At 60.9% G+C, this 14,602-nt stretch carries 16 protein-coding genes and 1 riboswitch; of the genes, 6 read left to right on the forward strand and 10 right to left on the reverse strand.

Annotation, left to right across the window (positions count from 1 at the left end):
• Positions 1–559: 559 nt before the first annotated feature.
• The 5 genes from thiD to tsaE all read right to left on the reverse strand — a co-directional run bounded on the left by thiD (position 560) and on the right by tsaE (position 5,014).
• Positions 560–1,354: a bifunctional hydroxymethylpyrimidine kinase/phosphomethylpyrimidine kinase gene (thiD, locus tag ACO54Z_RS00645; RefSeq protein WP_485995279.1), complete on the reverse strand. Its 795-nt coding sequence runs from the start codon at positions 1,352–1,354 to the stop codon at positions 560–562.
• Positions 1,351–2,160 carry a hydroxyethylthiazole kinase gene (gene thiM / locus ACO54Z_RS00650; protein WP_485995280.1) on the reverse strand — a complete coding sequence of 270 codons (810 nt, stop codon included), beginning with the start codon at positions 2,158–2,160 and terminating at the stop codon, positions 1,351–1,353. Before thiM ends, thiD begins: the two co-directional genes overlap by 4 nt.
• A gap of 85 nt (positions 2,161–2,245) precedes the next feature.
• Positions 2,246–2,341, reverse strand: a riboswitch (TPP riboswitch).
• A 99-nt stretch (positions 2,342–2,440) separates the two neighbouring features.
• A complete protein-coding gene (locus ACO54Z_RS00655) occupies positions 2,441–2,980 on the reverse strand; it encodes a shikimate kinase (RefSeq protein WP_298080343.1) in 540 nt (179 codons plus the stop codon).
• Between the two features lie 10 nt (positions 2,981–2,990).
• Positions 2,991–4,535 carry an N-acetylmuramoyl-L-alanine amidase gene (locus ACO54Z_RS00660; RefSeq protein WP_485995281.1) on the reverse strand — a complete coding sequence of 515 codons (1,545 nt, stop codon included), beginning with the start codon at positions 4,533–4,535 and terminating at the stop codon, positions 2,991–2,993.
• Positions 4,536–4,597: 62 nt separating this feature from the next.
• A complete protein-coding gene (gene tsaE / locus ACO54Z_RS00665) occupies positions 4,598–5,014 on the reverse strand; it encodes a tRNA (adenosine(37)-N6)-threonylcarbamoyltransferase complex ATPase subunit type 1 TsaE (protein WP_485995282.1) in 417 nt (138 codons plus the stop codon).
• A 199-nt stretch (positions 5,015–5,213) separates the two neighbouring features.
• Here tsaE and ACO54Z_RS00670 point away from each other — a divergent pair, with 199 nt between their 5' ends.
• The 6 genes from ACO54Z_RS00670 to ACO54Z_RS00695 all read left to right on the forward strand — a co-directional run bounded on the left by ACO54Z_RS00670 (position 5,214) and on the right by ACO54Z_RS00695 (position 9,196).
• Positions 5,214–5,570 (forward strand): roadblock/LC7 domain-containing protein, encoded by a 357-nt coding sequence (locus tag ACO54Z_RS00670; protein ID WP_485995283.1) that lies wholly within the window; start codon positions 5,214–5,216, stop codon positions 5,568–5,570.
• Positions 5,571–5,652: 82 nt separating this feature from the next.
• Complete coding sequence (locus ACO54Z_RS00675; protein ID WP_485995284.1) at positions 5,653–6,645, forward strand: hypothetical protein; 993 nt, start codon at positions 5,653–5,655, stop codon at positions 6,643–6,645.
• A gap of 24 nt (positions 6,646–6,669) precedes the next feature.
• The gene (locus tag ACO54Z_RS00680) at positions 6,670–7,203 is read left to right on the forward strand and encodes a GTP-binding protein (RefSeq protein WP_485995285.1); all 534 of its coding nucleotides are present in this window, start codon (positions 6,670–6,672) and stop codon (positions 7,201–7,203) included.
• A gap of 9 nt (positions 7,204–7,212) precedes the next feature.
• Positions 7,213–7,629 (forward strand): roadblock/LC7 domain-containing protein, encoded by a 417-nt coding sequence (locus ACO54Z_RS00685; RefSeq protein ID WP_298080349.1) that lies wholly within the window; start codon positions 7,213–7,215, stop codon positions 7,627–7,629.
• A 62-nt stretch (positions 7,630–7,691) separates the two neighbouring features.
• Positions 7,692–8,726: a tRNA (adenosine(37)-N6)-threonylcarbamoyltransferase complex transferase subunit TsaD gene (gene tsaD / locus ACO54Z_RS00690; RefSeq protein WP_485995286.1), complete on the forward strand. Its 1,035-nt coding sequence runs from the start codon at positions 7,692–7,694 to the stop codon at positions 8,724–8,726.
• Positions 8,723–9,196, forward strand: coding sequence for a hypothetical protein (locus ACO54Z_RS00695; RefSeq protein ID WP_485995287.1), 474 nt, complete (start codon positions 8,723–8,725; stop codon positions 9,194–9,196). Before tsaD ends, ACO54Z_RS00695 begins: the two co-directional genes overlap by 4 nt.
• Before the next feature lie 52 nt (positions 9,197–9,248).
• On the opposite strand, the gene ACO54Z_RS00700 is transcribed toward ACO54Z_RS00695, so the two are convergent.
• The 5 genes from ACO54Z_RS00700 to ACO54Z_RS00720 all read right to left on the reverse strand — a co-directional run bounded on the left by ACO54Z_RS00700 (position 9,249) and on the right by ACO54Z_RS00720 (position 14,288).
• A complete protein-coding gene (locus tag ACO54Z_RS00700; RefSeq protein ID WP_485995288.1) occupies positions 9,249–10,214 on the reverse strand; it encodes a factor H binding protein domain-containing protein in 966 nt (321 codons plus the stop codon).
• Positions 10,215–10,416: 202 nt separating this feature from the next.
• A complete protein-coding gene (locus ACO54Z_RS00705; RefSeq protein ID WP_485995289.1) occupies positions 10,417–11,364 on the reverse strand; it encodes a factor H binding protein domain-containing protein in 948 nt (315 codons plus the stop codon).
• Positions 11,365–11,522: 158 nt separating this feature from the next.
• On the reverse strand, positions 11,523–13,166 hold the full coding sequence (groL, locus tag ACO54Z_RS00710; RefSeq protein ID WP_298079632.1) for a chaperonin GroEL: 1,644 nt from the start codon (positions 13,164–13,166) through the stop codon (positions 11,523–11,525).
• A gap of 35 nt (positions 13,167–13,201) precedes the next feature.
• Positions 13,202–13,489: a co-chaperone GroES gene (gene groES, locus ACO54Z_RS00715; protein ID WP_485995290.1), complete on the reverse strand. Its 288-nt coding sequence runs from the start codon at positions 13,487–13,489 to the stop codon at positions 13,202–13,204.
• Positions 13,490–13,616: 127 nt separating this feature from the next.
• Entirely contained in the window at positions 13,617–14,288 is a 672-nt protein-coding gene (locus tag ACO54Z_RS00720) for an esterase/lipase family protein (RefSeq protein ID WP_485995291.1), read from the reverse strand.
• Between the last annotated feature and the right edge of the window lie 314 nt (positions 14,289–14,602).

Genomic DNA, 14,602 nt, shown 5'->3' on the forward strand with positions numbered 1-14,602 from the left:
GCGCGCCCTGCAGGGGAGGGGGATATTCGCGGTCGCTGACGCGGATGGTTTGCTGCCCCACCCCAACCCTCCCCTACGGGGGAGGGAGCCGTTCGGCGGTCGTTTTGGCATCGGTGGCAAAGCAGGCGAACCCCACCCCGCCCCTCCTCCACGGGGGAGGGAGCTGTTCGGTGGTGGTTTTGGCATCGGCGGCAAAGCAGGCGAACTCACCCCAATCTTTTCCCACAGGGGGAGAGAGCTGTTCGGTGGTGGTTTTGGCATCGGTGGCAAAGCAGGCGAACCCCACCCCGGCCTTCCCCCGCAGGGGGAGGGAGCTGTTCGGCGGTCGTTTTGGCATCGGCGGCAAAGCGGGCGAATCCCGCCCTGGCCTTTCCCACGGCGAGAGCGTCGTTCGGCGGTCGCTTTGGCATCGGTGGCGAAGCGGGCGAATCCCGCCCTGGACTTCCCCCACAGGGGAAGGGAGCTGTTCGGCGGTGGTTTCGGCATCGGCGGCAAAGCGGGCGAACTCACCCCAACCTTTCCCACAGCGAGCGCGTCGTTCGGCGGCGGATGCAGCGCGCTATGTTTCGTCATACGCCCAATGGTTTACCGGGCCGTGGCCGTGGCCGATGTTGAGCGGCCGGGCGATGGCGGCGCTGATGTATGCCTTGGCGGTGCGGACGGCGTCCGTCAGCGTCGCCCCTTTGGCCAGTTCGGCGGTGATGCAGGCGGAGAGGGTGCAGCCGGTGCCGTGGGTGTGCGCTGTCGCGTGGCGCGGGGCGTCAAGGGTGAGGGTGCTGCCGTCGTGGATGAGCCAGTCGCGGCAGGTGTCGCCCTCGCCGTGGCCGCCCTTGATGAGGACGGCGTGCGCGCCCTGTTGGCGCAGGATACGCGCGGCGCGGGCGATGTCCGCGTCGTCGCTGATGTGGATGCCCGCGAGTTGTTCGGCTTCGGGCAGGTTGGGGGTGATGAGGGTGGCGCGCGGCAGCAGTTCGTGTTTCAGCGCGGCGATGGCGTCGCTTTGCAGCAGTGGCGCACCGCCTTTGGAAATCATCACCGGGTCGAGTACCAGCGCACCGAAGTTGCAGTCGCGCAGGCTGGCGGCGACGCAGGCAATCATGTCGGCGGTGCCGAGCATCCCGATTTTGTGGGCGCGGATGGTGAAATCGGCAGCGATGGCGGCGATTTGTGCGCGCACGCTGGCGGTACTTGCCATTTCGATGTGGTTCACGCCGCAGGTGTTTTGTGCGGTGATGGCGGTGATGACGCTGGTGGCAAAGACGCCGCGCATTTGCATGGTTTTGATGTCGGCCTGGATGCCGGCGCCGCCGCCGCTGTCGGAGCCGGCGATGGTTAGCGCTTGTGGAATGGTCATGAGGCGTCTCCTTCATGCAGGCGGGCGGCGCGGGCGATGTCTTCGTCGCGGATGGCGGCGAGGGCGTCGATGAGGCGGGCGGCGAAGCTGCCGCTTTGTGTGGGCGCGAGTCCGGCGGCGGCCTGTTCGCCCGCAATGGCGTAGGCGGCGCAGGCTTCGCAGGCGGCCTGGTAGTGGTCGTGCGCGGGAGCGACGGCGAGGAAGGCGCCGAGAACGGCACTGAGCAGGCAGCCGGAGGCGGTGATGCGCGGCAGGAGCGGTGTGCCATTGTCGAGGGTGGCGACGCGCTGGCCGTCGGCGATGTAGTCGCGCGCGCCGCTCAGGACGGCGATGCAGTGGTAGCGGGTGGCGACGGTGCGCGCGATGGCGGCACGGTCGCCGTGGCCTTCGCCCGCGTCCGCGCCTTTGTTTTGCCAGGGGACGTCGGCGAGATACGCCAGCTCGCCCGCGTTGCCGCGGATGGCAGCGAAGCGGATGTGTTGCAGCAGCGCGGCGATGGTGTCGCGGCGGTAGGCGCTGGCGCCGACGGCGACCGGGTCGAGGATGACCGGCACGCCCGCGCGGTTTGCCGCCGCGCCTGCTTGTTGCATCGCTTCCAGCCGTGTTTGTGATGGTGTGCCGATGTTCAGCACCAACGCCGCGCTGTGCGCCGCCAGTTCTGCCGCCTCGGCGGGGCTTTCCGCCATCAGCGGCGAGGCACCGAGCGCGAGCAGGCCGTTGGCGCTGAAGTGGGCGGCGACGGCGCTGGTGATGTTGTGAATCAGCGGGTTTTGTGCGCGGATGGCGCTCAGGTAGTGGATGTGCATGGTGTTTCCGGTGGATGTGAGCCGGAAACAGTGACGCACCGCGGCTTTGTCCGGGAGGCGGACGCTGCGGCGGTGCGTGGTGCGGGTGATGCTTGCATAAGTTTCCTACGCCAGTGTTAGCTGTTTCAGGTTCACGGGTATGTTCTCAGCCGCCCGGCGGACGGCACCCCGACTTGATGAAGTCTGTGCGCAGTTTAGCGCAGTTGTGGCGGGTGGGTGCAAGTATCCCCGCCGGAGCGGGGATTGGGGTGCGGGTTAGGCACTGTTTGTCATTCAGCCTCTAGCGGTCGCGGCGCAGGCGGGTTTCGACGTCGTGCAGCAGTTTTTTGAAGGAGTTGGTGAAGTGGTTGTTGTCGGTATCGACGCGGATGTCCGCCAGTCCTTCGTAGAGGCCGAGGCGTTCGTCGCGGATTTGTTCAAGTTTGGCTTGCAGGTTTTCCGCGTTTTGTACCAGCGGGCGGTTGCGGTCGCGCCCTATGCGCAGGATTTGTCGGCGCACCGAGACGTCAAGGAAGACGACGAGGAACTGGCTCGCAATGAGGCGGCGGTTTTCGGCTTTGAGGACGATGCCGCCACCGCAGGCGACAATCATGTCGCGCGGGGTGGCAAGGACGCTCGTCAGCACTTCGTGTTCGCGTTTGCGGAAGCCTGCTTCGCCTTCGGTAGCGAAGATGGTCGGGATGTCCACGCCGGTGCGGGCGCACAATGCGTGGTCGGTGTCGGTAAATTCCCAGCGCAGGCGGGTGGCAAGGCGTTTGCCAAGCGAGGTTTTGCCCGCGCCCATCGGCCCGATCAGGATGATTTTGCGTCCGGCGGTCATGTGTGCTCCGTTATTTGCCAAGCAGCATATGCTGCGGCAGGTGTTCGTCGAAGTAGCGGGCGATGCCGCCCGCGATGCCGCGCGCCAGTTGTTCCTGGTAGTCGGGCGAGGCGAGTTTGCGTGCTTCGTTCGGGTTGGAGATGAAGGCGGTTTCGACCAGCATGGAGGGGACGGCGAGCGAGCGCAGCACGACGAAGTTGGCGCTGTTGACCCGTTTGCCGTGGAGGTTGCCGAGACGGGCGAGTTCGTTCAGGGTGCGGCTGGCGAGGGCGTGGCTGGATTCGATGGTGGCGTCCTGCTGGATGCCCAGCAGGGCTTGTTGTACGTCGTTGTCGTATTTGCGCACGTCTATGCCCCAGCGCTGGTCCACGGTGTTTTCGGTGCGTTCGAGGTATCTGCCGATTTGGGTGGTCGCGCCTTTGGTGGAGAGGATAAAGACGGAGGCGCCGCTTGGTTCGTTGCTTTCGGAGGAGTCGGCGTGGATGGAGACGAAGATGTCGGCGTTGCGGCGGCGGGCAATGGCGGTGCGTTCGTGCAGCGGGATGTAGGTGTCGCCGTCGCGGGTGAGGAAGGCGCTGAAGCCTTTTTTGGCGTTGAGGTGTTTTTTCAGGCGGTGTGCGATTTGCAGGACGACGTCTTTTTCGCGCAGGCCGGTGGACGGGTTGACCGCGCCGGTGTCTTTGCCGCCGTGGCCGGGGTCGATGGCGACGACGATGGTGCGTTTGGAGACGGCGGACGGGGTGATGATTTTGTTCTGTTTTTCGATGCGTCCGCTGGCGGAGATGTCGCGCTCCACGGTGACGGTCGCGGGCGCGCTGCGCTGCGGTTTGTAGGCGGGGACGGTGCGCGGCGCCGGGACGGCGGCGATGTTCGGCTGCGGGCGTGGCGCGGGCAGGGTCGCTGGCGGCAGGTTGGGTTGCGGCAGCGGGGTGGTTTGCATGAAGGGCGGCGGCGCGCTGTTCGCGTTCGGGTAGGGGAGGGCGGCGGGGCTGGTGTTGGGCAGGGGCGCGCTGACGGGCGGGCTGCCAATGCTGACGCCGCCGCTGTCGCGCATGGTTTCCAGTGGTTCGCCGGCGAAGACGACGTAGGGCGGCTGGTCGCTGCTGTCGAGGGATTCGAGGGTGAGTGTCTGTTCGGCGAGGTTGTCGTAGATGTCGATGACGATGCGGTTGCCGCGTCCGTTTTCCGGCGGCATGGTGTAGATGTTGGTTTTGGCGGGGTAGCGCAGGTCGATGACGACGCGCAGGGTGGTGGTGTCGCTGAAGCCGGTGCGGATGCTGGTGACGGCACCGCTGTTGAGGGTCATGCCGGCGCGGCCGCTGCGGCTGGCGTCGGGCAGGTCCAGCACGATGCGCGGTGGCCCGGCAAGGCTGAACTGGCGGAAGACGGTCGGGCGGTCAAGGTCGAGGACGAGTTGGGTTTTGTCCGGCAGACGGTTGTAGCGCACGTCTTGCAGGGTGACGGCCAGCGCCTGCACGCTGCAAAGCAGGGCGAGGAGCAGGAGCAGCAGGGCGCGGGCGCGCAGAAGTGCCTGGATTGCGGTTCGCAAGGTCATGTTTCTTGTGGGTTTTGTGGGAATCCCGGCATTATGCCTGTCTTGGCGGGGAAAGACCATTATCAGGCGGTTAGCGCGGTGAGGGTGCGTTTGCCGTCGCGCAGGGTGAACTGACAGATTACGTCAGCGGCGGGCAGGTATGCGCCGCCGTTTTGTGCCCATTCGATGAAGATGCGGTCGGCGCGCGCACTCCAGTCGCGCACGTCGAGGTAGAGCAGTTCGTCCGGTGTCGCCAGGCGGTATAAATCTGCATGGATTACAGTGTGTTGTCCAGTATGGTATTCGTTCATCAGGGCGTAGGTCGGGCTGGTGACGGCTCCGTTGTAGCCGCTCTGGTGCAGCCAGTGGCGGACGAAGGTGGTCTTGCCCGCACCCAGTGCGCCTTCGAGGTAATAGACTTTGTTATCAAGGGATTGGCGCAGTATGGCGATGGCGTCGTCAAGCGCTGCGTGTGTGGTGATGTCAAAGGTTGTGGGCATGGGCGTCTCCGCTTCCGGCTGAAAAATGTCATTACAACAGCAATTTTCATCACTGGCAAAATCCGCAGGCGGCGGGGGCGGTTTTTTTGTGGTAATATTCTGTTGTTCATCGTATTTCTGCGATGGGTATGTGCTGCGCATAGTGCCGTTTGCCCTAGGCGTTATGCAAAATAGTTATATCATTTGGAGTAAATCTAACATGGCTAAAATTGATCTTAGCAGTCTGCAAGACATTGACGGTTTCAAAGCTGCCGCACTGGTGGATGCCGATAGCGGTCTGGCACTGGCTACCGAAGGTTCAGGTCTTGACCTCGAACTGGCTTCCGCCGGTAATACCGAAGTGCTCAATGCCAAACGTCGCGTCTGCAAATCTTTGGCACTCAATGACGATATTGAAGATATCCTCATCACCCTCGGCAAGGGCTATCACCTGATTCGCCCGCTGGAGCGCAACGACAAACTGTTCCTCTATCTGGTACTGGATCGTTCACGTTCCAATCTTGCCATGGCTCGCCACGAATTGCGCGCTTTCGAGAAAGAACTCGATTTCTCCTGATTCAGAGGCTCTCTCGTGCGCTCCCTGGCCCCCGTGCATAGGGGGCGCAATTTTTATTTATCAGTAAACGGAACCCCTCGTTATGCCGGATAATCACAGTATCTGTCTGCTCGGATTCTCGCCGGAATCAGAAAACCGTATTAAAAAAATCATTGACACTTCCCCCGACCGTCCGCAGATCACCTGGGTTGCTGCCAATCACAAAGGGCTTAATGGCGTGGTCATCAATGCCAGTTTTCTTTCTACCCCGCAAATTCAGAAATATATTTCGCTGGTGAATTGCCCGATTGTCTGCGCCTTTAATAATGATGATGGTGCGGCATTGGCAGGCAATCACAGTTATCCGGCGCTTGACCTGCGCGATGCCGATCAGGGCAATCACAACCTCTGGCTCGGCAAACTGTTCGGCAGCGCCAATACCACGCCACCGCCGGAAAAGCATACACATGACGCCGCTCCGCGCCCGGTTTATTCCAGTGTCAGCAGTAATGATGCCCGCGAATTGCTCGACCACATTCGCCGTCGCGACAACATGGTCATTCGTGCCACCTCTGGCAACAGTATTACCTGGATCAAGCCGCACGAAGGACTGGTTTACATCAATTACCCGCGCGAATCCGTCCCCGGATTTGATTCGTGGACATGGATGGTGACAGACAATCTCGATATTCCCGACAGCGCACGCAAACTGCAATTTGACTTATGGCTGTTTGAAAGTCTGTGGCAATCCGACATGGACGGGCGACACTATATCGACGACCATGCCTATTACCGTCTCATCCGCTTTCCGCAGCCATTGGGACGACACGGACGCACCGAAGCGTTGCGCCTCGCCACCTGCACCCAGTCGCATCCGGTCAACATCCCGACCCTCTTTGAAAAAACCTCATATTCCTACGACCGCATCCGCCGCTTCCTCTTTGCCACGCTAATGGCAGGACAAGTACAAAAAGTCGAACACGACAGCGTCGTCGCCGACGAACAGGTCAAGCGCGTCTTCACCCCGCAGGAAAAAGAAAAAGTGGAACAAAAACGCAGCCTGCTGCAACGGCTGCGCGCCAAACTCGGCCTATAACTCTCACCAGACCCGATTCACATCATGCAAGAATTCAAAATTATCTTCGCAGGCAGCATGGGCGCCGGAAAGACCACGGCGATCCAGGCATTATCAGACGAAAAAGTTATTTCGACCGATGTCGCCAACAGCGACAAAAAAGCCCACAACAAACTGCTGACCACTGTCGGCATTGACTACGGCCAAATCCTGTTGCCGCCGGATACCAAAGTCGGCCTTTACGGCACGCCGGGACAAGAGCGCTTTGAGCTCGTCTGGCGCGTTGTCACCGAAGGCGCACTCGGCGCCATCATCCTCGTGGACGGTGCCTCGCCCAAAGCGGCCAAAGAACTGCCGTACTATGTGGACTACTTCCACAACCACCACATGAACAGCATCGTCGTCGGCATCACCCACTGCGACATCGACGGCGCCCACCTGAGCCTGAACGACGCCAACAAACTGCTGGAAACCCGCGACCTCAAATTCCCCATCTACGAAATCGATGCCCGCAAGCGCGATGATGTATTATTGCTGGTCGAAGCCCTGATCGCTTCCATCGAAGCAGAACTGAACTAAGGAACGCCCATGGCCACACTGGAAGACTACCGCGAGAACAACTTTGTCAACTACTGCACCCGCGCGCTGGAAACCTTCGCGGCGGAAACCCCCGGCGTGAAAAACGTCCTGCTGGCAACGCCGGACGGCTTTGAAATCGCCTCGCACGCGGAAGAATCCAAACACAGCGCCGACAGCCTTGCCGCCGTCGGCAGCTCGCTCTTTGCCCTGGGTGCCTCGCTCATCTCCGAATTCAGCCTCGGCGCGACCCGTGCCATCACCATCGACAGCGAAAAAGGCAAGGTGTACATCAGCTCCGTCCAGGCAGAAGACAAGGCGCTGATCATCCTCATCCAGTCCACCCAAAACGCCATGCTGGCGCACATCCTCCACGGCGCCAACAAACTCTCCGACCAAATCGGCAAACGGCTGCTGCTCCTCGCCTGAGCGGTCGATTGCCCGCCGACAGCCCCGCGCCGCGGGGCTTTCTTCATGAAAAAACCCCGCTCATGACCACACCGCTCATCCTCGCCATTGAATCTTCCTGCGACGAAACCGCCGTCGCCCTTTACAGCCGCGACGAAGGCATCCTCGCCAACGAAGTCTATAGCCAAATCGAACTGCACCGCCAACACGGCGGCGTCGTCCCCGAACTGGCCGCACGCGACCACCTGCGCCGCCTGCCGCTTGTGCTGCAACAGGCACTCGAACGCGCCGACAAAACCCTGCAAGACGTCAACCTCATCGCCTACACCGCCGGCCCCGGCCTGCTCGGCGCGCTGATGACCGGTGCGGGATACGCGCGCGCGCTGGCCTACGGCCTTAACGTCCCCGCCATCGCCATTCACCACATGGAAGGGCATCTGCTCTCGCCGCTGCTCGACGCTGCCCAGCCGGAAATCCCCTACATCGCCCTGCTCGTCTCCGGCGGCCACACCCAACTGATGGCGGTGGACGCGCCCGGACAATACCGCCTGCTGGGACAAACACTGGATGACGCCGTCGGCGAAGCCTTCGACAAAACTGCCAAACTGATGGGACTGCCATACCCCGGCGGCCCCGAACTCGCCGCATTGGCAGAGCATGGCAACGCCGCCCGCTTCCCGCTACCGCGGCCGATGACCAACCGCCCCGGCATGGACTTCAGCTTCAGCGGTCTCAAAACCCAGGTACGCCTGCTCATCGAAGAACAGGGCGACGACGCGCAGACCCGCGCCGACATAGCCGCCGCCTTCCAGCAAGCCGTCGTTGAAACCCTTGCCATCAAAAGCCGCCGCGCCTGGCAAGAAACCGGCTACCGCGACCTCATCGTCGCCGGGGGCGTCAGCGCCAACCGCCTGCTGCGCCAAACCCTGCAACAAGAAGCGGAAAAACAGCACAAGCGCGTGTACTTCCCGCCGCTCGCCCTCTGCGGCGACAACGCGCTGATGATTGCCCACGCCGCCGCGCACCGCTACGACGGTCACGACAGCCCGCTCGACATCGAAGTCCAGGCACGATGGGAACTCGCCAGCCTGCCGCCCCACCCCGCCCGCCAGCCATGAAAAAACGACAAATCCGCCTCACCCTCGAAACCGGCCTGCTGGCCGCCCTCGCCCTTGCCCTCGCGGGCTGGACACTGCTGCGCCTCATTGGCGTCGCACACTTCGCCGGTGCGGGCTGCCAACAACACAGCGGCATACCCATTGACCCCGCGCGAATTACAGAATACTGCAAGGCGATCAAATTCACCGGCTACAGCGGTTTCGCCAACCTGCTCGCCCTTGTCGCTGCCGCGGCGGGCGTGTACGGCGCGGTGCAATGCTTCCGTGGCCGCGCCTCCGGCATCATCACCCTCATCATCCTCTTTGGCCTGCAAAGCGTGGCGCTGCAACTGGGCAGCCTCTCGCTCTACATCCCCGCCGCACTCAACTTTTACTACCAGTACGAAAGCGCGAGCTTCGCCATCAACCTCAACCTGCTGATGATTTTCCTCTTCCTCAGCGCCATTGGTCGCTATCGCAACGACTTCTGAAGCGCCCACAAAAAACGCCGGAGCCCCGGCGTTTTTTTATGCGATGACGGCATTACTGGACGATCTCGCCACGGGTGCCGCTGAAGCCGATACCATCGCTTTCCGCATTATTATGGACCCGCCCGGTCAGCTCTTCCGCCGCCGTACCATAAAACATCGCGGAATATTGCAGCGGTTGCCCGCGCGCTGCGCTGGCATTTCCGTTAATCGCCATGCCAAGGTTGGTGGACTGAATCGTCGCCGGGTTCAGCGCTATGGTGCCGTAGCGGCTAATGCCTTCAATCCGGCCTTCACCCCGCCTGGAGCCAAAATCCACGTTATAGACCAGTTTGCCGTTATCCCTGCGGTCAAAGGCGATGCCCTGGTAGGTTGCCTTGCCTGCCCCCGGCATCTGTGCGGCCTTTGTGATGTCACCGTACACATCGCTGTTGGCGAGTTTGTCATTTTCATTGAGATAGGCGACGAGCACCCCGCTATGAAAACCTTGGTAACTGCGCGCCGTCAGCTCGAACGATTTTTTATGAACTGGAAATTCCACGCGACCGGGCAGGGTAATCAGTCCTTGCGGCAGGCTGCGATAGTCATGAGTCACAAAAAGGCGGGTAATGTCCTGCACCCGGACCCCATTCACATACAACTCGGAATATTCAGGTTCACTACCGCCGTTTACCGGCTCAATGCGCCGGATACCGGTTTTGCTCATATCAAACCTGAAATTGGTGGTTTCTTCGGGCGTGAGCCGGGTAATGGTAGCCGGGGCAGCGGCAGGAGCCGTTGCGACCGGGCGTGGCGGGTCAACGGGCTGGCGGTTCGTGTCATTGTCATCACCGCCGCCGCAGGCAGCGAGAAAAACAGGGAGCAAAGTCAGTGCCAATATGAGGCGGTTGCCGGGAACAATCATCTTCATGGATTCCATCCTTTTTCTGAAAAAGCAGCAAGGCAAAATGCGCTTGCCTGGCGAGATTATATGCCCACCTTGCCGGAACTTTGCAGTAATCCCCGCGCCGAGCGTCCACAAAAAAACGCCGGAGCCCGGCGTTTTTCATGCGATGGTGAGCTTAGAGCCTGTTTAACGCCCCATCATGGGCATATGGATGCGGGATTGGGCGAGCTGCGGCGTTGCAAAACTTGGCAAGGTAATCCACATTGCCTGCGTTTTGCGCCTTGCATCTCATCCCAACCCACATCCTCTGCCTCATGACGGAACATTAAACAGGCTCTTAATGGATAATCTCGCCGCGGGTGCCGTGGAAGCCAACCACATCCTGGTTGGCAGTATTGACCACCTGCCCGGCCATTTCCTCGGCAGCGTTGCCATAAAACTCCGCCTGATAGCGTAACGGCTGGTTATACAGGTTGCGGGCGTTGCCGGTGATGCCGACACCGCCGCCGATGTCGCTGAGGTTGGCGGGATTCAGGGTAATCATGCCAAAGCGCTTGATGCCCTCAATGCGCCCGTCGCCCTGCTTGCTGTCAAAATTGACGTTATAAACGAGGGTGCCGCGTTCGGTACGGTCAAAGGCGACGCCGTTGTAGGTGGCCTTGCCGCTGGCCGGAATCTGCTCAACGGTGGTATTGACGCCATAAAGGTCGCTGCTTGCCACATTGCGACTCTTGTCGTGATAGCCGACGACGACACCGCCACGGAAACCCTGGTAACTGCGGAAGGTGATGGCGCTGTCGTCTTCCTTCTCGCCGGGATTGGGGCTGGGCGCGGGATTCGGGGCGGGGTTGGCGTTGCCGTTATTGCCGTTCTCTTCCTTTTTGACCAGTTCCAGCTTGCCATGCTGTTCGGAGAAACCGGGCGTAAATTTGCGGAAATCGCGTTGCGCGTTCTCGCCGTCAAAACCGCGTGTCGGGGTGCCGTCTTCCGTCTTGATGACAAACGGCGCCGGTGCGTTGCCGTTCAACGCATTGTGGGGGACGAGCGATACCTTGCTCGCTTCAAAGGCTGCTTTTTCTTCCTCGCCGGGCGGGTTTACGCCCACATTGGGCGCGGTGTTGCGCTGTTTGGCACGAGTGGACGGATCCGGGAGCGGATCGGCCGCCTTGTTATCCGGAGTGCCATTGTGGTTGTCGTTGTTGTCATCACTGCCACCACAGGCAACGAGCAACAGCGGCAACAATGCGAGCGCCAGCAGGTTGGGTTTGATGGATAATCTGTTCATATATACAATCCTTTTCTGAAACATTACGACAAGGCAAACTGCCTCGCCGCGGCAATTATCGGCCATTTCCGCCATGCCTGCATGATTTTCCGCCACAAAAAAAAACCGGATTCCGTGAGGAATCCGGTTTCGTTTTGCAGGATGCGACAGGCGCGGGCTTACATCATGCCCATACCGCCCATTCCTCCCATGCCGTCCATACCGCCCGGTGCGGCTTCTTCCTTCTTCGGAATTTCCGCAACCATCGCTTCGGTGGTAATCATAAGCCCGGCGATGGAGGCCGCGTTTTGCAGGGCAAAGCGGGTCACTTTGGTCGGGTCAATGATACCGGCGGCGAGCATATCGACGTATTCGCCGCTGGTGGCGTTGTAGCCTTCGTTGTCCTTGCCGGCCTTGACGCGGTCAACAACAACGGCGGGCTCAACGCCTGCGTTGGCGACGATGGTGCGCAGCGGGTATTCCATCGCGCGGCGGGCGAGGTCAATACCAACCTGCTGGTCGTAGTTTTCGCCCTTGAGGCTTTCAATCGCCTTGACCGCACGGATGAGGGCAACGCCGCCGCCCGGGACGATGCCTTCTTCAACGGCAGCGCGGGTAGCGTGCAGCGCGTCTTCAACGCGGTCTTTTTTCTCTTTCATTTCCACTTCGGTCGCGGCACCGACTTTAATTACGGCAACACCACCGGCCAGTTTGGCGACGCGCTCTTGCAGTTTTTCGCGGTCGTAATCGGAGGTGGATTCTTCGATTTGCGCGCGGATGCTGGCAACGCGGGCTTCGATTTTCGCCGGGTCGCCGCTGCCGCCGATGATGGTGGTGTTTTCCTTGCCGACGACAACGCGCTTGGCGGTGCCGAGCACGGTCATGTCGGAGCTTTCCAGGGTCATGCCCAGCTCTTCAGAGATGACCTGGCCATTGGTAAGGATGGCGATGTCTTCCAGCATGGCCTTGCGGCGGTCGCCGAAGCCCGGTGCCTTGACGGCAGCGACCTTGACGATGCCGCGCATACTGTTGATGACGAGCGTGGCGAGCGCTTCGCCTTCAACGTCTTCGGCGACAATCAGCAGCGGTTTGCCGGATTTGGCGACGCCTTCGAGAATCGGCAGCAGGTCGCGGATGTTGGAGATTTTTTTGTCGTGCAGCAGGATGTAGGGCGCATCCAGCTCAACGTTTTGATTTTGCGCGTTGTTGATGAAGTAGGGCGAGAGATAGCCGCGGTCAAACTGCATCCCTTCGACGACTTCGAGCGAGTCTTCGAGGCCTTGACCTTCTTCCACGGTAATCACGCCTTCCTTGCCGACTTTTTCCATCGCTTCAGCGATTTTGTCGCCGACGGTGCTGTCAGAGTTGGCGGAAATGGTGCCGACCTGGGCGATTTCCTTGTGGGTTTCGCACGGCTTGGACATGGCGTGCAGCGCTTTGACGGCTTCGCTAACTGCCTTGTCGATACCGCGCTTGACGTCCATCGGGTTCATGCCGGCGGCAACGGCTTTCAGGCCTTCGCTGACAATGGCTTGCGCGAGGACGGTAGCGGTGGTGGTGCCGTCGCCGGCGACGTCATTGGTCTTGGAGGCGACTTCTTTCACCATTTGCGCGCCCATGTTCTGGAACTTGTCTTCCAGCTCGATTTCCTTGGCGACGGAAACGCCGTCTTTGGTGATGGTCGGCGCGCCGAAGGATTTTTCGAGGATAACGTTGCGGCCTTTCGGGCCGAGGGTGACTTTGACGGCGTTGGCGAGGATGTTTACGCCCTTGAGCATTTCTTTGCGGGCGGCTTCACCGAAGCGGACTTCTTTGGCTGACATATATAAACTCCTGAATGTTTAAGAATTATTGAAAATTATTGGATGACGGCAAAAATTTCTTCTTCGCGCATGATGACGTAGTCTTCGCCATCGACTTTCACCTCGGAACCGGTGAATTTGCCGAACAGGACGCGGTCGCCGACCTTGACTTCCAGCGGGCGCACATCGCCGTTCTTGTTGGGCTTGCCGGGGCCGACGGCAACGACGACGCCTTCGGACGGCTTTTCGGCAGCGCTGCTGGCGAGGACAATGCCGCCAGCGGTGGTGGTTTCTTTTTCCTGACGTTTGACGATCACACGATCGTGCAGGGGACGAAGATTCATGAATGAGCTCCTGAATGGTTAATGAAAAAGGACATTGAAAATCCCGCCGGGGCGGGGGTGTTCAATCACACAACGCCCTAGATAGGGTTGGGGCGCAGCGCTTTCAAGGATGGCGGTAAAAAATTTTTTAATCCGCTGATTGCACGATGGTTTCCGTTTCAGGCGCCTCGCCGTGAAACCAGCGGTCGGCGAGCGCCGCCGCTGTGCGGTCAAATTGCAGCGCGCTGTGTGAGGTGTGCAGGCGGTAAAAAGCGGCGGCCTGCGGCAGTTCCGTCTCGCTAACGGCAACCGTGCCATCGTTCGGCTCGTCGGCGGCAAAGATGCCGAGCGCGCTGCCGACGCCGATCGCTTTCGTCCCGGCAATGCTGAGTAGCGGAATGGCGGCGTCCCACGCGGGCGCGTTGCCATCCAGCCCCTGTTGCCAGCAATGGCCGAGGATGCGCCGCCGCCACGGGCGTTCGTAAAAATAACGCCCGACCTTGCTGCCCAGATGCGGCGTGCCGAGGGTAACGACGCGACCGCGCGCCAGCCCCTGCGGCCATTGTTGGTGCAAATGGCGCAGATACAGACCGCCGAGACTGTGGCCGATGGCAAACAACGGCGCATTGCCCGCAAATTCGACAATGCGCGGCAGGTGTTGCGCGACGCTGTCATGCAGGGGCTGTTTGCGCGTCGGGTAGGTCAGGGCGAGGCATTGGTAACCGCGCCGCCGCAGTTGCGCCATCAGTGGCCGCAGCATGGTGGCGCGCATAAAGAGGCCGTGGACGAGCAGGACTTTCGGGGGTTGGTGGTGTGGCATGGGCGCTCCGGGCAGGTTGGGTTGGCAATAGGGTACTCCGTCTGCCCGCGTTCGGGGTGAGGCTTTGGTTATCCGTGGCGTTTATATAGCCGTTCACCGAAAGCCTTATATGGTGTTGCGGCGCCTGACCGGGCACCCGCGTACTGTCTTTGGCGACGCGCCTTGTCTGAGAACCTGTTTAAAATCCCCCTCCCCTGCAGGGCGAAGCCCGCAGCGAGCGGGTTCCCACGCAAAATGCATCCGCATTTTGCGTGGGGCCCGGGGGAGGGTCGGGGAGGGGGTGTAGGGATGTTGTTCATGAATCGAAATTCCGG

This window comes from Cardiobacterium sp., from assembly GCF_057314735.1.